20 protein-coding genes are annotated in these 24,224 nt (G+C 65.5%); 3 read left to right on the top strand and 17 right to left on the bottom strand.

Annotated elements, in window-relative coordinates; all coding sequences use genetic code 11:
- Window positions 1-154: 154 nt before the first annotated feature.
- The 10 genes from etfB to ACGTN6_RS05370 all read right to left on the bottom strand — a co-directional run bounded on the left by etfB (window position 155) and on the right by ACGTN6_RS05370 (window position 12,605).
- Window positions 155-958 carry an electron transfer flavoprotein subunit beta gene (etfB, locus tag ACGTN6_RS05415; protein WP_394590271.1) on the bottom strand — a complete coding sequence of 268 codons (804 nt, stop codon included), beginning with the start codon at window positions 956-958 and terminating at the stop codon, window positions 155-157.
- Entirely contained in the window at window positions 948-2,243 is a 1,296-nt protein-coding gene (gene etfA / locus ACGTN6_RS05410) for an electron transfer flavoprotein subunit alpha (RefSeq protein WP_394590270.1), read from the bottom strand. Before etfA ends, etfB begins: the two co-directional genes overlap by 11 nt.
- On the bottom strand, window positions 2,243-4,234 hold the full coding sequence (locus tag ACGTN6_RS05405) for a (Fe-S)-binding protein (RefSeq protein ID WP_394590269.1): 1,992 nt from the start codon (window positions 4,232-4,234) through the stop codon (window positions 2,243-2,245). The genes etfA and ACGTN6_RS05405 overlap by 1 nt, the downstream gene beginning before the upstream one ends.
- 108 nt (window positions 4,235-4,342) lie before the next feature.
- Entirely contained in the window at window positions 4,343-6,415 is a 2,073-nt protein-coding gene (gene dgcA, locus ACGTN6_RS05400) for a dimethylglycine demethylation protein DgcA (RefSeq protein ID WP_394590268.1), read from the bottom strand.
- A gap of 12 nt (window positions 6,416-6,427) precedes the next feature.
- The gene (locus tag ACGTN6_RS05395) at window positions 6,428-6,982 is read right to left on the bottom strand and encodes a DUF5943 domain-containing protein (RefSeq protein ID WP_394590267.1); all 555 of its coding nucleotides are present in this window, start codon (window positions 6,980-6,982) and stop codon (window positions 6,428-6,430) included.
- A 163-nt stretch (window positions 6,983-7,145) separates the two neighbouring features.
- Window positions 7,146-8,123: a dipeptidase gene (locus ACGTN6_RS05390; protein ID WP_394590266.1), complete on the bottom strand. Its 978-nt coding sequence runs from the start codon at window positions 8,121-8,123 to the stop codon at window positions 7,146-7,148.
- Between the two features lie 171 nt (window positions 8,124-8,294).
- Entirely contained in the window at window positions 8,295-8,993 is a 699-nt protein-coding gene (gene mtgA / locus ACGTN6_RS05385; RefSeq protein ID WP_394590265.1) for a monofunctional biosynthetic peptidoglycan transglycosylase, read from the bottom strand.
- An 87-nt stretch (window positions 8,994-9,080) separates the two neighbouring features.
- Entirely contained in the window at window positions 9,081-10,220 is a 1,140-nt protein-coding gene (gene gbdR, locus ACGTN6_RS05380) for a choline metabolism transcriptional regulator GbdR (protein WP_394590263.1), read from the bottom strand.
- Window positions 10,221-10,498: 278 nt separating this feature from the next.
- Window positions 10,499-11,356: an S-formylglutathione hydrolase gene (fghA, locus tag ACGTN6_RS05375; RefSeq protein WP_394590262.1), complete on the bottom strand. Its 858-nt coding sequence runs from the start codon at window positions 11,354-11,356 to the stop codon at window positions 10,499-10,501.
- A gap of 139 nt (window positions 11,357-11,495) precedes the next feature.
- The gene (locus tag ACGTN6_RS05370; protein ID WP_394590261.1) at window positions 11,496-12,605 is read right to left on the bottom strand and encodes an S-(hydroxymethyl)glutathione dehydrogenase/class III alcohol dehydrogenase; all 1,110 of its coding nucleotides are present in this window, start codon (window positions 12,603-12,605) and stop codon (window positions 11,496-11,498) included.
- Window positions 12,606-12,729: 124 nt separating this feature from the next.
- Between ACGTN6_RS05370 and ACGTN6_RS05365 the strand changes: the two genes are divergently transcribed.
- Entirely contained in the window at window positions 12,730-13,632 is a 903-nt protein-coding gene (locus tag ACGTN6_RS05365) for a LysR family transcriptional regulator (protein ID WP_394590260.1), read from the top strand.
- 38 nt (window positions 13,633-13,670) lie between these two features.
- Here the strand turns inward: ACGTN6_RS05365 and ACGTN6_RS05360 are convergent, their stop codons facing one another.
- From ACGTN6_RS05360 to ACGTN6_RS05335, 6 genes are all read right to left on the bottom strand, one after another.
- The gene (locus ACGTN6_RS05360) at window positions 13,671-14,657 is read right to left on the bottom strand and encodes a branched-chain amino acid ABC transporter permease (RefSeq protein WP_394590259.1); all 987 of its coding nucleotides are present in this window, start codon (window positions 14,655-14,657) and stop codon (window positions 13,671-13,673) included.
- A 1-nt stretch (window position 14,658) separates the two neighbouring features.
- The gene (locus ACGTN6_RS05355; RefSeq protein ID WP_394590257.1) at window positions 14,659-15,546 is read right to left on the bottom strand and encodes a branched-chain amino acid ABC transporter permease; all 888 of its coding nucleotides are present in this window, start codon (window positions 15,544-15,546) and stop codon (window positions 14,659-14,661) included.
- 276 nt (window positions 15,547-15,822) lie between these two features.
- Window positions 15,823-17,037 carry an ABC transporter substrate-binding protein gene (locus tag ACGTN6_RS05350; protein WP_394590256.1) on the bottom strand — a complete coding sequence of 405 codons (1,215 nt, stop codon included), beginning with the start codon at window positions 17,035-17,037 and terminating at the stop codon, window positions 15,823-15,825.
- Between the two features lie 74 nt (window positions 17,038-17,111).
- Window positions 17,112-17,858, bottom strand: coding sequence for an ABC transporter ATP-binding protein (locus ACGTN6_RS05345; protein WP_394590255.1), 747 nt, complete (start codon window positions 17,856-17,858; stop codon window positions 17,112-17,114).
- Window positions 17,855-18,625: an ABC transporter ATP-binding protein gene (locus ACGTN6_RS05340; RefSeq protein WP_394590254.1), complete on the bottom strand. Its 771-nt coding sequence runs from the start codon at window positions 18,623-18,625 to the stop codon at window positions 17,855-17,857. The genes ACGTN6_RS05345 and ACGTN6_RS05340 overlap by 4 nt, the downstream gene beginning before the upstream one ends.
- Before the next feature lie 288 nt (window positions 18,626-18,913).
- The gene (locus ACGTN6_RS05335; RefSeq protein ID WP_394590253.1) at window positions 18,914-20,293 is read right to left on the bottom strand and encodes an L-serine ammonia-lyase; all 1,380 of its coding nucleotides are present in this window, start codon (window positions 20,291-20,293) and stop codon (window positions 18,914-18,916) included.
- 160 nt (window positions 20,294-20,453) lie between these two features.
- Between ACGTN6_RS05335 and ACGTN6_RS05330 the strand changes: the two genes are divergently transcribed.
- Window positions 20,454-21,419 (top strand): LysR substrate-binding domain-containing protein, encoded by a 966-nt coding sequence (locus ACGTN6_RS05330; protein ID WP_394590252.1) that lies wholly within the window; start codon window positions 20,454-20,456, stop codon window positions 21,417-21,419.
- Between the two features lie 32 nt (window positions 21,420-21,451).
- On the top strand, window positions 21,452-22,093 hold the full coding sequence (locus tag ACGTN6_RS05325) for a hypothetical protein (protein ID WP_394590251.1): 642 nt from the start codon (window positions 21,452-21,454) through the stop codon (window positions 22,091-22,093).
- 121 nt (window positions 22,094-22,214) lie between these two features.
- Here the strand turns inward: ACGTN6_RS05325 and rpoD are convergent, their stop codons facing one another.
- On the bottom strand, window positions 22,215-24,056 hold the full coding sequence (rpoD, locus tag ACGTN6_RS05320) for an RNA polymerase sigma factor RpoD (RefSeq protein ID WP_394590250.1): 1,842 nt from the start codon (window positions 24,054-24,056) through the stop codon (window positions 22,215-22,217).
- Window positions 24,057-24,224 lie beyond the last annotated feature (168 nt).

The raw sequence follows: 24,224 nt of genomic DNA, 5'->3' as shown, positions 1-24,224 counted from the left end.
TAAAAACTATTAATATACCGTAGCACTCCGCTAGCCGTGTTTTCGCTCATCGACCTGCCCTGCGAAGATAAAAAAATCCCGGCCAAGAGGCCGGGACAACATTCGCTTGCCAGACTAAGCGGCATGCCTGGCGCTGCACCAGGCGGCATCGCCCTCAGCGCAGCACGCCTTCCTCCTTCAGCAGCTTGAGGATCGCCTCGGCGCCCTGCTCCGCGGTGACGTCAGTGAGCACCTGACCGCCGCCGCCCTCGGCCTTGGCAGCCGCGGCCTTGAAGCGGTCGCGGGCCGAAGCGGCCTTGACGATCTTCAGGCGCTTGGGTCGCTTGCGGGCCGGCTGGGTCTCCCAGCTCGCCCAGGCCTCATCCACGGTCACGCCGCTCGGCACCGCGGCCAGATGGCCACGCCGCGCCGGCCCGAAGGCGCTCTGACGGGGCGCCGGCGCCGCACCATCGACGGTCACGATGGCTGGCAGGCGCACCTTGAGGCGACGGCGCTGGCCGCGTGGCAGCGCCTGCAGCAGGGTGGCGACGCCATTTTCGACGCTCTCCACCGCCGCCAACCCACTGACCACCGGCCAGCCCAGGCGCTCGGCCAGCAGGTAGGGCAGCAGGCCGGAGCCCTCGCCCTGTTCGGCACGTTCACCGGTAATCACCAGCTGAGGCGGCGCTTCGCGGAGAGCCTCGGCGAGTGCAGGCAGCGTATCGGCACCCTCGGGCTGCTCGACCAGTGTCAGGGCGTCGAAGCCCATGCCCAGGTAACCGCGCAGGGCCGACTCACTGTCCGCTTCCTTGCCGCCGGCATGCAGCAGCTGAACCCGGGCGTCGGCCACGCCGCGGGCCAGCTCCACCGCCCGGGCATCCTGGTCGGCGCGGCGCGCGCGACCGGTGGTGGGATGACGCCCCACGGAGACCAGCACGGTGATCTCCAGGGGCTCGATCTTGTTCGGTTCAGGCCGCATCGCGCTGCTCCTCTCGTTGCTGCTTCACCAGCTCGACCAACGCCTCGAGCACCTTGGCCGAATCGGCAATCACTGCCAGGTCGGCGCGCTTGATCATGTCGCAGCCGGAATCCATGTTGATCGCCACCACCTTGTCGCAGGTCTGGATTCCCTGCAGGTGCTGGATGGCGCCGCTGATGCCCACCGCCACGTAGACGCGAGCAGTGACCCAGGTGCCGGTGGCCCCCACTTGGCGATCGCGCGGCATGAAGCCATCGTCGACCGCGACCCGCGAGGCCCCTTCCGTCGCACCAAGCACCTCGGCCGCGGCGTGGAAGCCGTCCCAGTCGCGCACGCCGTTGCCGGCAGAGAGGATGAACTCGGCCTCGGCCAGCGCCACGCCGGCCGGATCCACCGGCACCTGGCCCAGGTCTTCGATGCGCGAGATCGGAGACGGCAGCGCCTGGGGCAGGCCAATGGCCTCCGCCGCGTAACGGTTGTCGTCGACCGGCTCGGCGCACTCCGCGAGTGCCAGGGCGACCCGTGACAGCGGTCGGCGGATGTCGATGGTGGCCGCCGCACCGCGCGCGAGACACTGCCAGCCGAGCTCGGCATTCGCATCGGGCTCGATCTGCCACACGCCGGTAGCCGGGCGCTCGCCGAGCCGGGCCGCCAGGCGACGACCCAGGTCGGCGCCACCGAGCTTGGAATCCGGCACCAGCCAGTGGCGCGGCGACCAGGCCTCTTCCACGGCCAGCAGCGCGCCGAGGCGTGCTTCCGGAGCGAAGCCGTCAAAGCGGGAATCGTCGAGGATCAGCAGGCGGTCGACGCCGGCCTCACCGAAACTATCCTCTTTCAGCTCGCCGTCTCCCTCGCGGTGATACCCACCGAAGACCACCGCCATCACTGCCCCCCGGGCATTCGGATCGGCATCGGCCAGTTGCCTGGCCAGGCCCAGCAGGTCGCGGTCGTGACTCGAGAGGCGGCCGCCGGACATGTCCGGCACCACCGTGACCAGGAAAGCCGGCGATTCGATCTCGACCAGCGGCTTGCTCTGGGCAGCCGAGGCTGCGCCCCTGCTGCCACCAACGGCGCCCTGTTGAACGCCGCTACGATCGATGCGCTTGATGCCATTGGGGCCCATGAAGCCCACGGCGTGCGGGTTCTTGCGGACGATGCCCGCAGGCCCCAGCCACTCGCTGGCAGCCCCCTGGCCTAGCTCGCTCAAGACGTCCAGATGCTGCGGGTGTAGCCGGTTACGGGCGATCCATTCCTTGCGCGGATCACGACGGACGATATCGCTCATCACGCCACCTCCACGGCCTGGGGCCGACTCGATGATTGCCGGTCCGCACCGGCGGGCGCCTCGGTCAGCGCTACTGCGACCAGTTCGGCGATGTCGCGCACCTCGGCGGTGGCGTCGACCACTCCCTCGAGCATGGCGGTGCACTGCGGGCAACCCACCGCCACCAGCTCGGCACCGGTCTCGCCCACGTCGTTCATGCGCATGTCGGGAATCCGACGCTCGCCGGGGATATCGGTGATCGGCGCGCCGCCGCCGCCGCCGCAGCAGCGGGAACGGAAGCCGGAGCGTTCCATCTCGGCGACCTCGATGCCCAGCGCCTTGAGCACATTTCGCGGTGCCTCGTACTCGCCGTTGTAGCGGCCCAGGTAGCAGGGATCGTGATAGGTCACGCCGCCGCCCTTCCAGGGCTTGACGTGCAGCCGACCGGCCTCGAACAGCTCGGCGATGTAGGTGCTGTGGTGGCGCACTTCGTACTGGGCCGGCATCCCGGGGGCCCCCAGCTCGCCATACTCGTTGCCGAGCACGTGGAAGCTGTGCGGGTCACAGGTGACAATGCGCTGAAAGCGATACTTCGAGAGGGTGGCGATGTTGCGCTTCGCCAGGCTCTGGAACGTCGCTTCGTCGCCCAGACGACGGGCCACGTCGCCGCTGTCGCGCTCCTCGTTGCCGAGCACTGCGAAGTCCACGTCGGCGGCGCGCAGCACCTTGACCAGCGAACGCAGGGTACGCTGGTTGCGCATGTCGTAGGCGCCATCACCCAGCCACAGCAGCACCTCGGCCTCGCCGCGATCGGCCATCAGCGGCAGCTCCAGGTCGGCCGCCCAGTGCATCCGCGCGCCAGGATCGAAGCCGCCGGGGTTGTCGGTGGCGATCAGATTGTCGAGCACCTCGGCGCCCTTGTTGGGGGTATTGCCATGCTCGAGGGTCAGGAAGCGACGCATGTCGACGATGGCATCGACGTGCTCGATCATCATCGGGCATTCCTCGACGCAGGCGCGGCAGGTGGTACAGGACCACAGGGTCTCGGCGTCCACCAGGGCCTTGCCGTCACGGGCCACGATCGGCCCTTGGGGCGTGCCCTGGTGCTCGCCCACCGGCTTGCCCGGATAGGGGCTGCCGGCGTAGGCGGCATCGCTACCGCCGGCCATGCCGACCACCATGTCCTGGATCAGCTTCTTGGGATTGAGCGGCTGGCCGGCGGCGAAGGCCGGGCACATGGCTTCACAGCGGCCGCACTGCACGCAGGCATCGAAGCCAAGCAGCTGGTTCCAGGTGAAGTCGCTGGGCTTCTCGACGCCTAGAGTGGCGCTCTCGTCGTCCAGGTTCAGGGCCTTGAGGCCAGTCGAGCGGTTACCCTCCCCCCCTTTCGTGGAAAAGCGCTCGGCGCGACGGTGGAAGGCCAGGTGCAGGGCGCCGGCGAAGGCATGCTTCATCGGCCCGCCCCAGGCCATGCCGAAAACCATCTCGCCAAGGCCCCAGACCAGCACGGCACAGAGCGCCAGCGCCAGGATCCAGCTGCCGAAGTCTTCGGGCAGCAGGCCCACGGCGGGCAAGGTGATGGCGAACACGCTCAGCGAGAAGGCCATCAGACTCTTGGGCAGCCGCATCCACGGGCCCTTGGAAAGCCGCGACGGCGGATGGCGGCGCCGGCGGGCCACGAAGCAGCTGCCGACGAACATGGTGGCACTGGCGGCCAGCAGTACCCAACCGAGTACGCCGGCGGCCAGGCCAAGGCCGTGCACCAGGATCATCAGCACGGCCGCGGCGACGAAGCCACCGGCGGTGGCCACGTGGGTATTGGACATCACCTTGTCGCGCCCGACCACGTGGTGCAGGTCGACCAGGTAGCGACGCGGCATGGCCGCCAGTCCCTTTATCACCGGCACCGGCGAGGGGCGGCCCTGGCGCCACAGGCGCACGCGCCGGACGGCACCGATCGCCGCCAGCCCCAGCGCGGCGAAGATCAGGATCGGAAGTAAGGTATCGAGCATCTCGCTCACCTCATCGGCGAGCTGGAAGCTGAAAGCCGGAAGCTGGAAGAAAGGGCGAAAAGCGCGGGTTTTCCTTCCAGCTTCAAGCTTCAGGCTTCCAGCTAGGGGTTAAAAGTCCTTGCAGAGGCGCAGGGCGTCGTAGATCGCCGCATGAGTGTTGCGCGGTGCCGTGCAGTCACCCAGGCGGAACAGCAGGAACCCGTCACCGTCTTCGCTCAGACAGGGCTGCGGCTTGATGTCATACAGCGCCTCCAGGTCGATCTGGCCCTTGTTGCGGGACTGATGCTTCAACTCGAAGTAGAGCCCCTCGTCCGGGCGCACGCCGTTCTCGACCACCACCTGGTCGACCACACGCTCCTCTTGAGTGCCGGTGTACTCGTTCTCGAGCACCGCTACCAGCGAGTCGCCCTCGCGATAGACCTTGTGCAGCATCAGGTCGGAGGTCATGATCACCTCCTTCTGGTAGAGGCTGCGGTAATAGGTCGGGAAGGTGGTGCCGCCCACCGCCGCACCGGGCTTGATGTCGTCGGTCACAATCTCGACCTTGGCGCCTTTGTCGGCCAGGTAATCGGCCGCGGACATGCCGGCAAACTCGCACAAGGCATCGTAGATCAGCACGTTCTTGCCCGGCTCGACACGGCCGTTGAGCACGTCCCAGGTGCTGACCACCAGGCTCTCTTCGGGATTCTCGGAGTAGCCCCACTCGGGGTACTGGTCCAGATAGGGCCGACCGCCGGTCGCCACCACCACGATATCCGCACGCAGGTCCTTGATGGTGGCCTCGTCGGCACGAGTCCCCAAGCGCAGATCGACGTTTAGGCGCGCCAGCTCCAGCTGGTACCAGCGGGTGATGCCGGCGATCTGATCGCGCTGAGGCGCCTTGGCGGCGGTGGTGATCTGTCCGCCGAGCGCCTCGGCGGCTTCGAACAGGGTGACGTCATGGCCGCGCTCGGCGGCCACTCGCGCTGCCTCCATGCCAGCGGGGCCACCGCCGACCACCACGACCTTGCGCTTCTTGCCTTCGGTGGGCTCGATGATATGCGGCAGGCCCATGTACTCGCGGGACGTGGCGGCGTTCTGAATGCACAGTACGTCCAGGCCCTGATACTGGCGGTCGATGCAATAGTTGGCACCCACGCACTGCTTGATCTGATCGACCTGGCCCATCTTGATCTTGGCGATCAGGTGGGGGTCGGCGATATGCGCCCGGGTCATGCCTACCAGGTCCACATAGCCACCCTCGAGGATCCGCTCAGCCTGGTTGGGGTCCTTGATGTTCTGGGCGTGGATCACCGGTGCGGAGACCACTTCCTTGATGCCCGCCGCCAGGTGCAGGAACGGCTCGGGCGGGAACGACATGTTGGGGATGACGTTGGCCAGGGTATCGTGGGTGTCGCAGCCAGAGCCAACCACGCCGAAGAAGTCTACCTGCCCGGTGGCATCGTAGTAGGCGGCGATCTGCTTCATGTCGTCATGTGACAGACCGTCCGGATGGAACTCATCGCCACAGATGCGCATCCCGACCACGAAGTCATCGCCGACCTCGGCACGCACCGCCTTGAGCACTTCCATGCCGAAGCGCATGCGATTCTCGAAGCTACCACCCCACTGATCGGTGCGCTTGTTGACCCGCGGGCTCCAGAACTGGTCGATCAGGTGCTGGTGGACGGCGGACAGTTCGACGCCGTCCAGGCCACCCTCCTTCGCCCGACGCGCCGCCTGGGCGAAGTCACCGATGATGCGCCAGATATCCTCCTCCTCGATGGCCTTGCACGTGGAGCGATGAACCGGTTCCCGGATGCCGGACGGCGACAGCAGGGTCGACCAGTTGTAACCGTCCCAGCGCGAGCGGCGACCCATGTGGGTAATCTGGATCATGATCTTGCCGCCATGCTTGTGCACGGCATCCGCCAGGTTCTGGAAGTGCGGGATGATGCGGTCGGTGGACAAGTTGACCGAGCTCCACCAGGCCTGGGGGCTATCGATGGACACCACCGAGGAGCCGCCGCAGATGCACAGGCCGCAGCCGCCCTTGGCCTTCTCTTCGTAGTACTTGACGTAGCGATCGGTGGTCATGCCGCCGTCGGTCGCATGGACTTCGGCGTGTGCGGTGCTGACCACGCGGTTACGGATGGTGAGATTGCCGATCTGGATCGGCTGGAAGATCGCGTCGAATGCCATGATGAAGCCTCCTCAGCCCTGAGCGGTGTTCGAGAATGCGGCGGGACGGGTAACGAAGATGCCAACGTCGCAGCCTTCCTCGGCGCCGCTCTGGGTCTGCTCGGCGACGGTGCGCAGATCGCTGCCACGGGCGGCGAGGATCTGGTCCATGGCACCGGCGAACCAGCCGGTGAACATGTATTCGATCTTGCGACCTACCTTGCCCATCTGATAGACGAAGGCACTGTGCTCCAGACGCACGCGGCAGGTACCCGCGTCGAGATCGATCTCTTCGGTGATGAACAGCCCCCAGCCGCGCTGGGAGAGGCGCTTCATGTAGTGCTCGAAGACTTCCACACCCTCGAGGCCGTGGCACTCGGCCTCCTTTTCGCACCAGTGCCAGGCGCTCTTGTAGCCGGCCTGATAGAGAATCTCGGCGTACTTGTCGGCGCCCAGGGCCTCTTCCACGGCGATATGGTTATTGATGAAGAAGTGCCGCGGCACGTAGAGCATGGGCAGCGCATCAGTGGTCCAGACGCCGGTCTCGGCATCCACTTCGATGGGCAGTGCGGGAGCCATCTTGGTCACGATCGTATTCCTCGAATTATCGTTATAAAAAGATAAGAAGTAAGAGGTAAGGGATAAGAATCAAGAAACGAGAGGTGAGCAGTCAGAGAAGGGTTAGAGAAAAGCATCTTCTTACTTCCCTCTTCCCTCTTCCCTCTTCCCTCTTCCCTCTTCGTTCTTGGCCCTAGCTGCCCCAGACGTCCTTCAGGACATTGACCCAGTTCTCCCCCATGATCTTGCGCACCTGGCGCTCGCTCATGCCGCGCTTCAGCAATGCCTCGGTGAGGTTGCCGAATTCGCCGATGGTGCGGATGCCCTCGGGATTGATGATCTTGCCGAAGCTGGTCAGGCGGCGGGCATAGCCCTTGTCGTGGGTCAGCCACTCGAAGAACTGCTTGTCGTGCCCCTGGGTGAAGTCGGTGCCGACGCCGATGGCATCCTCGCCGACGATGTTCATCACGTATTCGATGGCCTCGACGTAATCGTCGACGGTGGCGTCGACGCCGGCGCGCAGGAAGGGGGTGAACATGGTCACGCCGACGAAGCCGCCGTTGTCGGCGATGAACCTGAGCTCCTCGTCGGACTTGTTGCGCGGGTGTTCCTTGAGACCGGACGGCAGGCAGTGGGAGTAGCACACCGGTTTCTCGGAGGCCTCGATGACCTCGCGGGAGGTGGTCTCGCCGACGTGGGAGAGATCGCACATGATTCCCACACGGTTCATCTCGGCGACGATCTCGTGACCGAAGCCGGACAGCCCGCCATCACGCTCATAGCAGCCGGTGCCGACCAGGTTCTGGGTGTTGTAGCACATCTGCACGATGCCCACGCCTAGCTGCTTGAAGATCTCGACGTAGCCGATCTGGTCCTCGAAGGCGTGGGCGTTCTGGAACCCGTAGATGATCCCTGTCTTGCCCTCTTCCTTGGCCCGAGTGATGTCGGCGGTGGTACGGACCGGGCGCACCAGATCGCTGGACTCGGCCATCAGGGCATTGGTCTTGACGATGTTGTCGACGGTGGCCTGGAAACCTTCCCAGACGGACACGGTGCAGTTGGCAGCCGTCAGGCCGCCCTTGCGCATGTCCTCGAACAGCTCGCGATTCCACTTGGCGATAATCAGGCCATCAATGACGATGGCATCCTGGTGCAGCTCGGCAGGGGTCATGGCGGGGGCTCCGTGGTGGTGCATGATCACGCCGGCAGCATATCCCCCACCCCGCGGGGCCCGGCGCCTGGAAGCGACCGGGAAAATTCCAAAAACGTCACGATCGTCGCGATCGCGACACGACGGGAAAGCGGTGTCGCGCCAGGGCCCCCTCGGGGGCCATCGAGCGCGTTAGAGTCGTTCGAGGTAAGCGGTGCCGAGATTGCGCATCTGGCCACGGATCCAGGCGCTGCGACTCAGCACGTGGGCACTGGGGCGGGAGGCACTCCAGCCCCGGGGATTAGGCAGGATAGCGGCCAACCGACTGGCCTGGGCGGCACTGAGGCGGGACGCGGAGACACCAAAGTAATGCTGGGCCGCGGCCTCCAGGCCGAAGACCCCGTCGTCCCATTCGGCGATATTGAGATAGACCTCGAGGATCCGCTCCTTGGGCCAGAGCGTCTCGAGCAGCAGGGTGAACCAGGCTTCCAGCCCCTTGCGTACCCAACTGCGACCGGTCCACAGGAACAGGTTCTTGGCGGTCTGTTGACTGAGCGTACTGGCACCGCGCAGGTCACCGCCGTTGAGACTGGCCTCGACGGCGCGGCGAAGCTCGACCAGGTCGAAACCGTGATGATCGGGGAAGCGCTGGTCCTCGGCGGCGATCACCGCCAGTTTGGCTGTATCGGCAAGCTCGGCCCAGGGGCGCCAATCCTGGCGGATATCCAGGGATTCACCGGCGCTCCAGGCTTCCACCTTGCGCTCGAGCATCACCATGGAACCGCCCACCGGCACCACCCGGAACATCAGCACCGCCAGCACGCTGAGCCCGATCCAGCCGAGCAGCGCGAGCCCCAAGGCCCGCACCAGCCATCCTAGTCCTTTGCGCATCGCCTCCCGCCCGGAGCTCCGTGACCGCCAGACGGGCGAGACGGGAGCTCACGGCACCCATCGTCACCGAGGGCCGGGAAGGAGCTCCTAGTTCCTCAACCTGACACTGGCATAGGTCGGCTCGCCCCTGGCTTGATCCAGGGCGCTCATGGCCGCGGATACCGGTGCCTCGGGAACCGACTCGAACGAGGCGGACTGTAGCATGACGGCTGCCTCGCGGCCCAGCTCCACCGGCACCAGCTCGACAGCGCTGGATCCCAGCCGTTCGTCGCGTGGCGGGATACCGAAGTACTCCCGATAGCACTTGGAGAAATGCGGCGTGGAGACGAAGCCGCAGGCCGACGCTACCTCGATGATCGACATCGGGGTCTGCTTGAGCAACTGCCGGGCCCGCGTCAAGCGCAGCTTGAGATAGTAGCGTGACGGCGAGCAGTGCAGATTCTTCTGGAACAGCCGTTCCAGCTGGCGGCGCGAGACGTTGACGTATTCGGCCAGCTCGTCGAGGCTGATCGGCTCCTCCAGGTTGGCCTCCATCAGCGCCACGATCTCCAGCAGCCGCGGCTGGGTCGTGCCGAGCACATGCTTGAGGGGCACTCGCTGCTGATCCTGCTCGTTGCGTACCCTGTCGTAGATGAACATCTCGGAGATGCCGGCGGCCAGCTCGCGACCGTGGTCACGTGCAATCAGGGTCAGCATCATGTCCAGCGGCGCCGTGCCCCCGGAGGAGGTCGCCCGATCGCGGTCGATGGAGAACAGCCGGGTGGTAAGCGCCACCTTGGGAAAGGCTTCCTGCATGGCGGCCAGGCACTCCCAGTGCACGCTGGCCTCGAAGCCGTCGAGCAGCCCCGCCCGAGCCAGCGCCCAGGTGCCGGTGCACACCGCCCCCAGGCGTCGCGACTGTCGCGCCTGGGACTGCAGCCAGATGACATGCTCACGCTGCACGCTGCGCTGAGGTCCCACGCCGCCGCACACGATCACCGTGTCCAGCGCCAGCGGCACCGTGGTCGAGGCGTCGGGCGTCACCTGAAGGCCATCGCTGGCCTTCACCGGCCCGCCGTCGAGGCTCAGGGTATACCAGCGATAGAGCTCACGGCCCGCCAGCTGGTTGGCCATGCGTAGCGGCTCGATGGCCGAGGCCAGCGAGATCAGGGTGAAATTATCCAACAGCAGGAAGCCGAGGGTCTGGGGAACGGCGGCATTACGCGAGGCCTGAGGAGCGCTTGTCATCTTGGTCTCCAGCACGGTGTATATTGTCGTGTTCTTGTTATCGGAAGGGGCTTTGTTCGATTTTTTGGAAAGAGTTGCCTGTCGTTAACAGGCATGCTCATTGCGAAATTTACCCGCCGTGTCGTTTTTCAGCATGTCAAATTTGCCTATCGGGGAATGGATTCCCGGTGTATAGCGACAATGAGTCGTTAACAAGCATGTCGATGACGCAAAAGAAACACGATGCATGCAACGAAAAGCGCCGCCTTGAAAGGCGGCGCGGAGGGGAGAGAAACGGCTCAGCGTCGGGCATGCAGATGCTCGGCGTGGTAGCGTAGATGGTCGTCGATGAAGCTGGCGATGAAGAAATAGCTGTGATCGTAGCCGGGCTGCCGGCGCAGGGTCAGCGGATGATCGTGCTCGGCGCACACCGCCTCCAGGCGCTCGGGACACAGCTGCTCCTCGAGGAAGTCGTCGGCCTCGCCTTGGTCGACGAACAGTGGCTGACGGGAAGCTCCCCGGGCTACCAACTCACAGGCGTCGTACTGGGTCCAGTGGCTGACGTCCTCGCCCAGATAGTTGCCGAAGGCCTTGCGCCCCCAGGGACACTGGGTCGGATTGACGACCGGCGCAAAGGCCGACACCGAGCGATAGTGCCCGGGACGACGCAGGGCCAGGATCAGCGCACCGTGACCGCCCATGGAGTGGCCGCTGATCGCCTCCCGGCCGTTGACCGGGAAGTGCTGGCGCACCACCGAGGGCAGCTCCTCGGCCACGTAGTCATACATCCGGTAGTTGGCCTTCCAGGGTGACTGGGTGGCGTTGACGTAGAACCCTGCCCCGGTGCCGAAATCGTAGCTGTCGTCCTCGCCGGGCAGGTTCAGCCCCCGGGGGCTGGTGTCCGGGCAGACGATGGCGATGCCCAGCTCCGCGGCCAGACGCTGAGCGCCGGCCTTCTGCATGAAGTTCTCGTCGGTGCAGGTCAGCCCCGACAGCCACCACAGCAGCGGCACCCGCTCGGTCTCCGCCTGGGGCGGCAGGTAGATGGCGAAGGTCATCTCGCAGTCGAGCGCCCGCGAACGGTGCCGATAGCGCTTGTGCCAGCCGCCGAAGCTGCGGTTGGCCGAGACCAGCTCGAGGTGTTCGGTCATGGTCATGGGCGATTCCTCGTCAGATTCGCCCGGTGTCGCGGGCGCATCGATCGATGCGGCTCCCGCGACACCGGGCTCGGGTCGGTCAAGAGAAGACGCGCGGCGTCGGGCGCGTATCGAGCCCTGCGCGCGGCATCGGGCGCGATTAAAAGTGCAGCACGGTGCGGATGCTCTCGCCCTTGTGCAGCAGCTCGAAGGCCTCGTTGATCTTCTCGAACGGCATGTCGTGGGTGATGAAGTCGTCGATGTTGATCTCGCCCTTCATGTAACGATCCACGTAGCCCGGCAGTTCGGTGCGGCCCTTGACGCCACCGAAGGCAGAGCCTTTCCAGACCCGGCCGGTGACCAGCTGGAACGGACGGGTAGAGATCTCCTCGCCGGCACCGGCCACGCCGATGATCACCGACTCGCCCCAGCCCTTGTGGCAGCACTCCAGGGCCGAGCGCATGACGTTGACATTACCGATGCACTCGAAGGAGTAGTCGACGCCGCCATCGGTCAGCTCGACGATGACCTCTTGGATGGAGTTGCTGTAGTCCTTCGGGTTGACGAACTCGGTGGCGCCGAACTGCTTGGCCAGCTCGAACTTCTCCGGGTTCACGTCGATGGCGATGATGCGGCTGGCCTTGGCCATCGCCGCGCCCTGGATCACGGCCAGGCCGATGGCGCCGAGGCCAAACACTGCCACGGTGGCGCCCGGCTCGACCTTGGCGGTGTTCATGACCGCACCGATGCCGGTGGTCACGCCACAGCCGAGCAGGCAGATCTTGTCCAGCGGCGCATCCTTGGAGACCACGGCCAGGGACACCTCGGGTACCACGGTGTACTCGCTGAAGGTGGAGCAGCCCATGTAGTGGTGCAGCTTCTTGCCGTCCAGCGAGAAGCGGCTGGTGCCGTCGGGCATCACGCCCTTGCCCTGGGTGGCGCGGACCGCCTGGCACAGGTTGGTCTTGCCGGACAGGCAGAACTTGCACTTGCCGCACTCGGCGGTGTAGAGCGGAATGACGTGGTCGCCGGGACGCAGGCTGGTGACGCCCTCGCCCACTTCTTCGACAATACCGGCGCCCTCATGACCCAGCACGGAGGGGAAGAGCCCCTCCGGGTCGGACCCGGACAACGTATAGGCGTCGGTGTGGCAAACACTGGTAGCGGCCATGCGCACCAGCACTTCGCCCGCCTTCGGGCCTTCAACGTCGATCTCGGCCAGTTCCAGGGGCTTGCCCGCTTCCAGGGCGACGGCGGCGCGTGATTTCATGATCCGATCCTCTCGGTGGGTGATGGTCTCTCCCCAGTCTAGGCAAGGCCCCACACTCGGATAAACTGCATCAAACGCATCACATTATTGTTGATGTGCAACAATCCAGCAGAGAGAGATGGCAATGCAACGCTGGGACCGTGTCGAGGCCTTCATCGAGGTCGTACGTTTGGGCGCCTTCAATGCCGCCGCCGAGCAGCTGAAGGTCTCGAGCTCCCATGTCAGCCGGCTGGTCAGCCAACTGGAAAACCAGCTGGGCACCACCCTGCTCTACCGCACGACCCGTCGGATACGACTCACCGAGGCCGGACGCCTCTACTATCAGCACTGCCAGCACCTGTTCGAGGGCTTCCGCGAGGCCGAGACCGCGGTCAAGGAACTGCAGGATACGCCCACCGGCCGGCTAGGGCTGACCTGTGCCACCACCTTCGGCGAGCGCTTCATCGCCCCGCTGGTGCATGACTTCATGTGCGCCCATCCACGCCTCGAGGTGCACATGCACTTCACCAATCGTCAGGTGGACATCATCGACGAGGGCTTCGACGTCGCCATTCGCATGGGCGCGCTGAAGGACTCCACGCTGATCGCCCGTCGGCTGTGCGAACGCCGCGAGTACGTGGTCGGCTCGCCGAGCTACTTTACCCGCATCGCCCAGCCCCACAGCCTGTCGGAACTGTCACGCCATCGCTGCCTGATCGGCTCGAAGGACCACTGGCGCTTCGACGTCGACGGCGTGCGCCGCGAGGTCCGCGTTGACGGTCCCTGGCGAGGCAATTCCGGCCCGGCCCTGCTCGACGCCACCCTCAAGGGCCTGGGGCTGGCCCAGCTACCCGACTACTATGTCGAGGAATACCTGGCCCGGGGCAAGCTGATCAGCGTGCTCGACGCCTACCGCCATGGCGACACCGCGGTGTGGGCCGTCTACCCTCGACACCGCCACCGTTCGGCCAAGGTCCAGCGCTTCCTCGACTACCTGGTCGCGCACATCGGCGAAACCCTACCGCCGCGGCGCGCCATCGAACGCTGACGGCCACGGCGCCCATCGAGGGCGCCATGCCGAAGCCCTTACTTGAAGTTCTTGCGCACGATCTTGTCGATCTCGCCGACGATGCCGCTGCGGAAGCTCAGCACGCAAATCACGAAGATCGCCCCCAGGATCACGCTGACCCAGTTGCCCAGCGGCGACTGGGCGAGCTGGGTCTGCAGGCTGACTACCAGCCCCGCCCCCACCAGCGGACCGAACAGGGTGCCCACCCCGCCGAGCAGGGTCATCAGGATGACCTCGCCGGACATGTGCCAGTGGGCATCGGTGAGCGAGGCCAGCTGGAAGACCACCGTCTTGGTGGCGCCCGCCAGGCCGGCCAGGCCCGCCGAGATCACGAAGGCAAGCAGCTTGTAGGCATCGACGTTGTAGCCCAGCGACACGGCCCGCGGCTCATTCTCGCGAATCGCCTTGAGCACCTGACCGAAGGGCGAGTGCACGGTGCGCTGGATGATGGCGAAGCCGATCACGAAGACCGCGAACACGAAGTAGTACATGGCCAGGTTGCTGGACAGGTCGACCAAGCCGAACAGCCGTCCGCGGGGCACGCCGTGCAGGCCGTCCTCGCCGCCGGTGAAGGGCGCCTGGATATAGAAGAAGAACACCATCTGCGCCAGCGCCAGGGTGACCATGGCGAAGTAGATGCCCTGGCGGCGAATCGCCAGGGCGCCGAAGGCCAGACCGAGCAGCAGGCTGGCCAGGGTTCCGGCGAGGATCCCGGTCTCCGGCGTCAGGCCCGGGTGACTCGACAGCAAGTAACCGGTGACATAGCCCCCAGTGGCCAGGAAAGCCGCATGGCCGAAGGACAATAGCCCCGCATAGCCCAGCAGCAGGTTAAAGGCGCAGGCGAACAGCGCGAAGCACAGCACCTTCATCAGGAACACCGGATAGGCCACGAAGGGGGCCGCCAGGCCGGCGGCCAGCAGGGCCAGGTAGAGGGCCCCACGACGCTGCCGGGCGCGCCGACGCCGCTTCATCGAGGGGGTGAGGATCTGGGTGGTGGCCGTCATGTCATGCCTCCTTACCGAAGAGTCCCGCGGGACGCAGCATCAGCACCAGGATCATCACCAGGAAGATCACGGTGTTGGCGGCCTCGGGGTAGTACACCTTGGTCAGTCCCTCGACCAGGCCCATGCCCAGGCCGGTGAGGATGGCGCCGAGGATCGAGCCCATGCCGCCGATCACCACCACGGCGAAGACCACGATCAACAGGCTCGAACCCATGGTCGGCGACACCGGATAGAGAGGCGCGGCCAGCACCCCGGCGAAGGCCGCCAGCGCCACCCCGAAGCCGTAGGTCAGGGTGACCAGCTGCGGCACGTTGACGCCGAACGCCTGCATCAGCGCCGGATTCTCGGTGCCGGCCCTCAGGTAGGCCCCGAGGCGGGTACGCTCGATGATGAACCAGGTGGCGAGGCACACCACCAGCGCCGCGACCAGCACCCAGCCGCGATAGGTGGGCAGGAACATGAAGCCCAGGTTCAGGCCGCCCTGCAGTGCCTCGGGGACCGGATAGCTGGCGCCGGACACCCCGAACAGGTTGATCAGGGTGCCCTCGAAGATCAGCGCCAGGCCATAGGTCAGCAGCAGGCCATAGAGGTGGTCGAGATGGGCGATGCGGCGCAGGATGGTGCGCTCGATCACCATGCCGAGTCCGCCAACCACCAGGGGCACCAGCAGCAGCGCCAGCCAGTAGTCGAGACCCAGGTACTGCAGCCCCAGCAGAGCCGCGAAGGCGCCCAGCATGTACTGGGCCCCGTGGGCGAAGTTGATGATCTTCAACAGGCCGAAGATCACCGCCAGCCCCAAGCTCAGAAGGGCATAGAAGGCGCCGTTGATCAGGCCCAGCATCAGCTGGCCCATGAATACCGCCAGCGGCACCCCGAATATCATGGTCATAAGAAGGGTCTCCTCGCCATCAGGGAAACACTGCGTAAATGCCTGCGCATGCAAATCGCTTCGCCATAGCCGCCATCCCTGGCGGCTACCCTGCGGGCCCGTCTAAAGACGGTTCAAATTCGCTCCTGGCGAATTTGTGCACGGCACTCGAAAGCTCGCCTAACCCCTTGTTATGTATCACTTCCTGTGTTCCGTGCGCCTTGCACTTCACTATGCTCGGCGATTTACTCAGCGCTTCCCCAAAAGGGCGGCGGCGCTCGCCGCCGCAGGCTCAGCTCACTGGTTAACCAGGTCACATTGGCTCTCGCTGAGCGGGCGGTAGGCCTGGTCGGCGGGAATGGTGCTCTTGATCTCGTAGAGATCCCACTCGCCGCTGGACTCGGCCGGCGACTTTACCTCGGCCAGGTACATGTCGTGGACCATGCGACCATCCTCACGGATGCGGCCGTTGCGGGCGAAGAAGTCCTCCACCGGGGTCTCGGCCATCTGGGCGCGCACCGCCTCGGGCTCGTCGGTCCCGGCCGCCTGCACGGCATTCAGGTAATGTAGGGTGCTGGAGTAGACCCCGGCCTGGACCATGGTCGGCATGCGCCCGACGCGTTCGAAGTAACGCTCTGCCCACTCGCGAGACTGCTCGTCCATGTCCCAGTACCAGCCGGTGGTCAACAGCAGACCCTGAGTGGATTCCAGCCCCATGGCATGGACGTCGTTGAGGAAGATCAGCAGGCCGGCAAGCTGCTGGCCGGCCTGGGTCAGGCCGAACTGGCTGGCGGTCTTGATCGCATTGACGGTGTCGGAACCGGCATTGGCCAGGCCGACGATATCCGCCCCGGAGCCCTGGGCCTGGAGGATGTAGGACGAGAAGTCGCTGGTCGGGAAAGGATGACGCACCCCGCCGACTACCTCGCCGCCGTTCTCCTCCACCACCTGGGTCACGTCGCCCTCCAGGGCATGGCCAAAGGCGTAGTCGGCGGTGAGCATGAACCAGCGATCGCCGCCCTGCTCGACCACCGCCTTGGCGGTGCCGTTGGCCAGTGGATAGGTGTCGTAGACCCAGTGGATATGGTTCGGGGTGCAGTGCTCGTTGGTGATGCTCGAGGCCGCGGACCCGGAGATGATGGCCAGGCCGTTGGCCTCCTCGAGGGCCTTGGTCACGGCGATGGAGACCGAGGAGGCCACCATGCCGGCCACCAGGTCGACGTTCTGCTGGTCGATCCAGCCGCGCACGGTGTTGGCACCCACGTCGGCGCTGTTGCGGTCGTCGGCGCTGAACACCTCGATGGGCACTCCGCTCACCTCGCCACCGAAATCCTCGATGGCCATGTTCAGTGCCTCGAGGCCACCGGGGCCGGCCAGGTCGCGATAGGTGCCGGACATGTCGGCCAGGTAGCCGATGCGTACGGCCTCGTCGCTCATCTGGGCCTGGGCACTGCCGGCGACGAACAGGGTGGCGGCGATGGCACCAGCGAGACTGCGCTTGTGAAAGGTCATCGTGCTCTCCATGCCCCCGAGGGGGAGTTGTTGTTGTCGAGAGGTGGTGAGTGGCCGGGGCGACGGCGGTGCCGTCAGACCCCCAGCAGGGAATTCAGGTGATCGCGCCGGGACGGCAGCGCGGCGGCCGAGATCTCCTCGACAATGCGACCGTGCTCCATGACGAAATGACGGTCGGCAAGCGGTGCGGCGAAGCGGAAGTTCTGTTCCACCAGCACGATGGTCATGCCGCGCGCCTTGAGCTTGACCAGCACCTCGCCCAACGCCTGGTTGATGACCGGCGCCAGGCCCTCGGTGATCTCGTCGAGTAGCAGCAAGCGGGCCCCGGTGCGCAGGATCCGCGCCATGGCCAGCATCTGTTGCTCGCCGCCGGAGAGCCGGGTGCCCGGGCTGCGGCGACGCTCCTGGAGGTTGGGGAACATGGTGTAGATCTCGTCGAGATCCATCCCGCCGGACCGCACCGTGGGCGGCAGCAGCAGGTTCTCCTCGACGTCGAGGCTCGAGAAGATGCCGCGCTCCTCCGGGCAGTAGCCCACGCCCAGCCGCGGGATGCGGTGCGGGCGCATGGCCAGCGTCTCGTTGCCGTTGATGACGATCGAGCCGGTACGATGGCCGACCATGTTCATGATCGCCTTGAGAGTGGTGCTGCGCCCGGCGCCGTTGCGCCCCAGCAGGGTCACCAGCTCGCCGCGGCGGACGTCGAAGTCGACGCCGTGGAGGATGTGCGACTCGCCGTAGAAGGCGTGCAGGTCGCGGACGCGCAGCATCTCTGCGCCGTCGAGATCGTGGTAGGCCGAAGCGGCCGTCGCGGTTTGAGTCATGCGCCGACCTCCTCTTCCGCCTCGCGGCCCATGTAGGCCTCCTTGACCCGCGGGTCGGCGGAGACCGTGGCGTAGTCGCCCTCGGCGAGCACCGCGCCGCGCGCCAGCACGGTGATGCGGTCGCACAGCCGGCTGACCACGCTGAGATTGTGCTCCACCATCAGCACGGTGCGCCCGGCCGAGACCCGCCGGATCAGCTCGACGATGCGATCGACGTCCTCGGCCCCCATGCCCTGGGTCGGCTCGTCGAGCAGCATCACCGAGGGCTCCAGGGCCAGGGTGGTGGCCACCTCCAAGGCGCGCTTGCGCCCGTAGGGCATCTCTACGGTGAGCACGTCGGCATAGTCCTGGAGACCGACTTGTTCGAGCAGGGCCAGAGCCCGCGCGTCGAGGGGAGCCAGGGAGCGTTCGGACTTCCAGAAGTGGAAGGAGGTGCCGAGCTTACGCTGCAGGGCCACCCGTACGTTCTCCAGCGCCGTCATGTGGGCGAACACCGCCGAGATCTGGAAGGAACGCACCAGGCCGAGCCGGGCGATCTCGTTGGCCTTCATCCCGGTGATCGGCTTGCCGCGGTAGAGGATCTCACCGTGGGTGGGCGGCAGGAACTTGGTGAGCAGGTTGAAGACCGTCGTCTTGCCGGCGCCGTTGGGGCCGATCAAGGCATGGATATGGCCTTCCCGAATCTGCAGGTCGACGCCGTCCACGGCGGTGAAGCCGCGGAACTGCTTGGTCAACCCGCGAGTCTCGAGCACGAACTCCTGGGTCATCTGAGGTCCTCTCGAGGCCGCTGGGGCGGCCCGTCGTTACGTTGCTGTTGTCATTGTTGTAAACCGAGACCATGACAAGGTCACCGGCATCGAGGCCCAAGCCCCGCGGACTCTTTAACCTTTACGTCAACGTAAGCTAGAGGACGAAACGAAGGCCGGCAACCATCGAAACGTTAAACTCGACCAATGGCGTAGATGCCGCTATTTCAATAGGTTGCAAACAAAAAAGGCGCGCCGCCGAAGCAACGCGCCAGGCAGGGCGGCATGCGCCGCCCCGAGAGAGATCGTTCAGCACTCGATGGCGTTGACCGCCAGACCGCCCTTCGAGGTCTCCTTGTACTTCTCCTGCATGTCGGCGCCGGTATCACGCATGGTGCGAATGGCCTTGTCCAGGGAGATGAAGTGCTCGCCATCGCCGCGCAGAGCCATCTGGGTGGCGTTGATCGCCTTCACCGAGGCGATGGCGTTGCGTTCGATGCAGGGTACCTGCACCAGACCGCCCACCGGGTCGCAGGTGAGTCCCAGGTTGTGCTCCAGGCCGATCTCGGCGGCGTTCTCGACCTGGGCCGGGGAGCCGCCCAGCACCTCGGTGAGGCCGGCGGCGGCCATGGCACAGGCCGATCCCACCTCGCCCTGGCAGCCTACCTCGGCGCCGGAGATGGACGCGTTCTTCTTGCACAGGATGCCCACCGCGGCGGCGGTGAGCAGGAAGTCCACCACGCAGCGCTCGTCGGCATCCGGTTGGAACTTCATGTAGTAGTGCAGCACCGCCGGGATAATGCCCGCCGCGCCGTTGGTGGGCGCGGTGACCATACGCCCGCCAGCGGCGTTCTCCTCGTTGACCGCCAGGGCGAAGACGTTGACCCAGTCCATGGCCGAGAAGGTCGTGGAGATCAGGTTGGTATCGCTTTCCAACGCCTCCAGGCGACGGTGCAAGGCCCTGGCGCGGCGCTTGACGTTGAGCCCGCCCGGCAGCACGCCCTCAGCCTCGAACCCCTGGTTCACGCTGTCCTGCATGGCCTCCCAGATGCGCCAAAGACCGGCCCGGATCTCGGCCTCATCGCGCCACGCCTTCTCGTTCTCCATCATCAGCTCGCTGATACGCAGACCGTGCAGCCGACACAGCGCCAGCAGCTCGGCGGCGCTGTTGAAGTCGTAGGGCAAGGCGGTAGTGTCGCTATCGAGTTCGCCGCTGGCCGCCTGGGCCTCGTCAACCACGAAGCCCCCGCCCACCGAGTAGTAGACGTTGCGATAGAGCTCCTCGGCGTGACCATGGGCCACCAGGGTCATGGCGTTGGGATGGTAGGGCAGGCTCTCGTCATGCCACTGCAGGTCCCGGGTCCACAGGAAGGGTATCGCCAGGCGACCGTCGAGCAGCAGGGTCTGGGATTCCAGCAGCTCCTCGATGCAGGGCGAGACGATGGCCGGGTCGATGAGCTCCGGACGCTCGCCCATCAGCCCCATGATGGTGGCGCGGTCGGTGCCGTGCCCCTTGCCAGTGGAGGACAGCGAGCCGTGCAGGTGTACTTCGACCCGGGCCACGCGCTCCAGCAGGTCCCGGGCGCGCAGGGCCTGAACGAAGTCCCAGGCCGCCCGCATCGGGCCGACGGTGTGGGAGCTGGAAGGGCCGATACCAACCTTGAACAGGTCGAAGACGCTGATTGCCATGGGGAGAACCTCGTGTCGGGCCCGGATCACGCCGGAGACGCCTTATTGTCAGTTACACTAAAGCCAACTGGCTTTCACTTTCGTTGGGCCTTAATGTTGTCGCCACCCAGCCGAGACGACAATCCACAATATCTTGCCCACAGTATAGAATTGCTAAACCATGAGCCGACTCCTCAACTCTCAGACCCATGCCTGGCTGAAGGTGTTCACCGTCAGTGCCCGCCACCTGTCGTTCACCCGGGCGGCGGAGGAGCTGCATGTCACCACCGGGGCGGTCAGCCAACAGATCAAGCAGCTCGAGGAACGGCTGGGCTTCAAGCTGTTTCGCCGCCTGCCGCGCCAGCTGGCCCTGACCGAGGAGGGGCGCCGTCTCGCCGCGGTGGTGGACGAGGCCTACCAGGCGGTAGGCCTCGAGGTGAAACGGCTGCGCAGCGGGGTAATGAGCGGCATCATCCGCCTGCGCGTGGTGCCCTCCTTCCTCAACAAGTGGCTGATGCCACGCCTGCCGCGACTGCAGGCCCGCTTCCCGGACATCGAGCTGCACATCACCGCCGAAGACAGCAGCACCTCGCTGCGCGAGGGCGAATTCGACCTGGCGCTTGACCTCAACGACGGCCACTATCCGGGCATGTCGATCACGCCGCTGATGGAGGAGACGATCTTCCCGGTCTGCGCGCCCGCACTGCTGCGCGGGCGCCCGCCGCTGCGCCGTCCCGAGGACCTGGCCTGGTACCCGCTGCTCCACGACGTGACCGCCTGGCGGGGCAGCCATGACTACGGCGAGTGGGAACACTACCTGCAGGCCATCGGAGCTCCGCGACTCAACGTGCGCCGCGGCTATACCTTCAATCGCAACCACCTGACCATGGAGGCCGCCCTGGCCGGCATGGGCGTGGCCATCGCCCGCCAGACGCTGATCACCAACGAGCTCGACACCGGCGCACTGGTGGTGCCCTTCGAGCAGCGCGTAGCGACCGGCATGCATTACGGCATCGTGCACGCCGCCGGCTCACTGGACGATCGTCGGGTCCAGGCGGTCCACGACTGGCTGCTCGAGGAAGCCCGGCGTCAGAGCCGCTCGCGACACCCCGTGGTGGCAGACAACAGCCACGTTGAAGACGTATAATTAGTCGGCTAATACACTACCGACGCCTACTCATGCCCGAACACTCCGCCGACCGAACCAGTTTCAAAGCCCTGTGCCTACGCGGCTTCGGCTACATGCTACTGATCGCCGCCCTGCTTCAAGCCGTGCTCTTCGAAGCGACTCACATGCCGAACCTGCGCTTCACCGAACTCGGCCTCACCGAACCCATGCAGACGCTGCTGCTGCTGGGCGCCATGATCCTGGTGCTGGTCACCCGCCGCGTGGACGGCAGCCTGCCGCACCTGACCCTGCTGCTGATCGGCCTGTTCGGCGCCTCGCTGATTCGCGAGCAGGACTCCTGGCTCGACCAGTTCGTCTTCGACGGCGCCTGGCAGGTGATGGTGACCCTGCTGGTGCTACCAATCCTGTTCGTGGTAATCCGCAACGGCCGCGCCTTCGCCGCCGAGCTCGAGCGCTTCGGGATGACCTTATCCGGCGGCCTGTTCGCCGCCGGCTTCTTCGGCACCTACGTGTTCTCGCGCCTCTACGGCCGCGGCGAGATGTGGCGCAACCTGCTCGCCGATCACTACCTGCGCGTGTTCAAAGACGCCGCCGAGGAAATCACCGAGCTGTTCGGCTACACCCTGATGTTCATCGCCATGGTCGAGCTGCTGATGCTGGTGCTGCGCTGGCGGCGTCAGCGCCTGGCCTGACGCTCCAGGACGCACCCAAACGACGACGCCCGCGGCCATGGCCGCGAGCGTCGTCGTTTCAGGGAGGGGCACTGCCTACAGGACGGCAGGAGGGCCAGCGCATGGCCGGCCCGCTCGGCGATCACTCGTCGAGGAAGGAGCGCAGCGGCTCGGAGCGAGACGGATGACGCAGCTTGCGCAGCGCCTTGGCCTCGATCTGACGGATCCGCTCGCGGGTCACGTCGAACTGCTTGCCGACCTCTTCGAGGGTGTGATCGGTGTTCATGTCGATGCCGAAGCGCATGCGCAGCACCTTCGCCTCGCGAGCGGTCAGGCCGCCGAGCACGTTGCGGGTGGCTTCGATCAGCCCCTCGCCGGTGGCCGAGTCGATGGGCAACACCATGGTGCCGTCCTCGATGAAGTCACCCAGGTGCGAATCGTCGTCGTCACCGATCGGCGTCTCCATGGAGATCGGCTCCTTGGCGATCTTGAGCACCTTGCGCACCTTGTCCTCGGGCATCTCGAGGCGCTCGCCCAGCTCCTCGGGGGTCGGCTCGCGCCCCATCTCCTGGAGCATCTGGCGGGACACCCGGTTGAGCTTGTTGATGGTCTCGATCATGTGCACCGGGATACGGATGGTGCGCGCCTGGTCGGCGATGGAGCGAGTGATCGCCTGGCGAATCCACCAGGTCGCATAGGTGGAGAACTTGTAGCCGCGACGATACTCGAACTTGTCCACCGCCTTCATCAGGCCGATGTTGCCCTCCTGGATCAGGTCCAGGAACTGCAGCCCGCGGTTGGTGTACTTCTTGGCGATCGAGATCACCAGGCGAAGGTTGGCCTCGACCATCTCCTTCTTGGCCCGGCGCGCCTTGGCCTCACCGATGGACAGGCGACGGTTGACCTCCTTGATCTCGGGCACCGGCAGCAGGATCATCTCTTCCTCGAAGGCGATCTTGCGCTGAGCCCGCTGGATGTCCCCCTTGAACACGGCCAGCTTGTCGGCGTACTTGGCGTTGTCCGACATGAAGTCGTCAAGCCAGTCCAGACGCGACTCGTTGCCGGGGAACGACTTGATGAAGGTCTTGCGCGGCACCTTCGCCTTCTTGACGCACAGCTGCATCACCGACTTTTCCTGGGCACGCACCTGTTCGACGCTGATGCGCACTTGGCCAACCAGGCGTTCGAAGTGCTTGGGCACCAGCTTGATCGGCGAGAACAGCTCGGCCAGACGAGCCAGCTCTGCCTGCGCCGACGCGGAGCCACGGCCCTCTGCCTCGATGGCACGCTGCGCCGCTGCATTCTGCTCGCGGATCTGCTCGAAGCGGGCGCGAGCTTCTTCCGGATCGGGACCGCCGCCGCTATCGTCCTCGTCTTCAGCGTCCTCGTCATCCTCGTCGGCATCGCCTTCGGCCACCTCAGGCTCTTCGGCTACTTCCGCCTCGGCGACGCCAGGGATACCCTCGTCGGGATCGATGAAGCCCGAGAACAGGTCGGACAGGCGCCCAGGGGCCTCTTCGTCCTGGGTGGCATCGTAGGCCTCGAGAATCGACTCAACGGCGCCCGGCAGGTAGGCCAGCGCGGACATGACCTCGCGCGTGCCCTCCTCGATACGCTTGGCGATCTCGATTTCGCCCTCGCGGGTCAGCAGCTCCACGGTACCCATTTCGCGCATGTACATGCGCACCGGGTCCGTGGTGCGGCCCACGTCGCTCTCCACCGCTGCCAGGGCGGCCACGGCCTCCTCGGCGGCCGACTCATCGGTGGAGTGATCGGCCATCATCAGGGTATCTTCATCGGGCGCTTCCTCGACGACATTGATACCCATGTCGTTGATCATGCCGATGATGTCTTCCACCTGATCGGGGTCGGCGATATCCTCGGGAAGATGGTCGTTGACCTCGGCATAGGTCAGGAAGCCCTGTTCCTTGCCGCGCGCGATCAACTCCTTCAGACGTGACTGCTGCTGCGCATTTCCAGCCATAGAAACCCTATCTCGACGAAGAAGAATGGAGCACCTGAAGCACTGAGGCGGAGAAAAAACTCGATAAGCCGAACAGTATAGCGGGTGTGACCGCTCGATTGCCAGTTCGGTGTATTTGCGCGGTCATTCAGGTGTGTTAGGTTGTCAGGTTGCGCCCCGTTCGGGTGA

The organism is Halomonas sp. B23F22_20 (genome assembly GCF_043496985.1).
Classification (GTDB): domain Bacteria; phylum Pseudomonadota; class Gammaproteobacteria; order Pseudomonadales; family Halomonadaceae; genus Halomonas.
The sequence above is the reverse complement of the archived record's forward strand: the minus strand, read 5'-3'. Positions and strand labels throughout refer to the sequence as shown.

Bases quoted from the DNA above. Each gene is read 5' to 3' on its own strand.
- ACGTN6_RS05325 (WP_394590251.1), top strand. From the start codon at position 21,452: ATGCCCGAACACTCCGCCGACCGAACCAGTTTCAAAGCCCTGTGCCTA.
- rpoD (WP_394590250.1), bottom strand. From the start codon at position 24,056: ATGGCTGGAAATGCGCAGCAGCAGTCACGTCTGAAGGAGTTGATCGCG.
- ACGTN6_RS05390 (WP_394590266.1), bottom strand. From the start codon at position 8,123: ATGACCCCTGCCGAGCTGCACCAGGATGCCATCGTCATTGATGGCCTG.
- ACGTN6_RS05330 (WP_394590252.1), top strand. From the start codon at position 20,454: ATGAGCCGACTCCTCAACTCTCAGACCCATGCCTGGCTGAAGGTGTTC.
- ACGTN6_RS05365 (WP_394590260.1), top strand. From the start codon at position 12,730: ATGCAACGCTGGGACCGTGTCGAGGCCTTCATCGAGGTCGTACGTTTG.
- ACGTN6_RS05345 (WP_394590255.1), bottom strand. From the start codon at position 17,858: ATGACTCAAACCGCGACGGCCGCTTCGGCCTACCACGATCTCGACGGC.
- ACGTN6_RS05370 (WP_394590261.1), bottom strand. From the start codon at position 12,605: ATGAAATCACGCGCCGCCGTCGCCCTGGAAGCGGGCAAGCCCCTGGAA.
- ACGTN6_RS05340 (WP_394590254.1), bottom strand. From the start codon at position 18,625: ATGACCCAGGAGTTCGTGCTCGAGACTCGCGGGTTGACCAAGCAGTTC.
- gbdR (WP_394590263.1), bottom strand. From the start codon at position 10,220: ATGACAAGCGCTCCTCAGGCCTCGCGTAATGCCGCCGTTCCCCAGACC.
- etfB (WP_394590271.1), bottom strand. From the start codon at position 958: ATGCGGCCTGAACCGAACAAGATCGAGCCCCTGGAGATCACCGTGCTG.
- dgcA (WP_394590268.1), bottom strand. From the start codon at position 6,415: ATGGCATTCGACGCGATCTTCCAGCCGATCCAGATCGGCAATCTCACC.
- fghA (WP_394590262.1), bottom strand. From the start codon at position 11,356: ATGACCATGACCGAACACCTCGAGCTGGTCTCGGCCAACCGCAGCTTC.
- mtgA (WP_394590265.1), bottom strand. From the start codon at position 8,993: ATGCGCAAAGGACTAGGATGGCTGGTGCGGGCCTTGGGGCTCGCGCTG.
- ACGTN6_RS05355 (WP_394590257.1), bottom strand. From the start codon at position 15,546: ATGACCATGATATTCGGGGTGCCGCTGGCGGTATTCATGGGCCAGCTG.
- ACGTN6_RS05335 (WP_394590253.1), bottom strand. From the start codon at position 20,293: ATGGCAATCAGCGTCTTCGACCTGTTCAAGGTTGGTATCGGCCCTTCC.
- ACGTN6_RS05405 (WP_394590269.1), bottom strand. From the start codon at position 4,234: ATGCTCGATACCTTACTTCCGATCCTGATCTTCGCCGCGCTGGGGCTG.
- ACGTN6_RS05360 (WP_394590259.1), bottom strand. From the start codon at position 14,657: ATGACGGCCACCACCCAGATCCTCACCCCCTCGATGAAGCGGCGTCGG.
- ACGTN6_RS05350 (WP_394590256.1), bottom strand. From the start codon at position 17,037: ATGACCTTTCACAAGCGCAGTCTCGCTGGTGCCATCGCCGCCACCCTG.
- etfA (WP_394590270.1), bottom strand. From the start codon at position 2,243: ATGAGCGATATCGTCCGTCGTGATCCGCGCAAGGAATGGATCGCCCGT.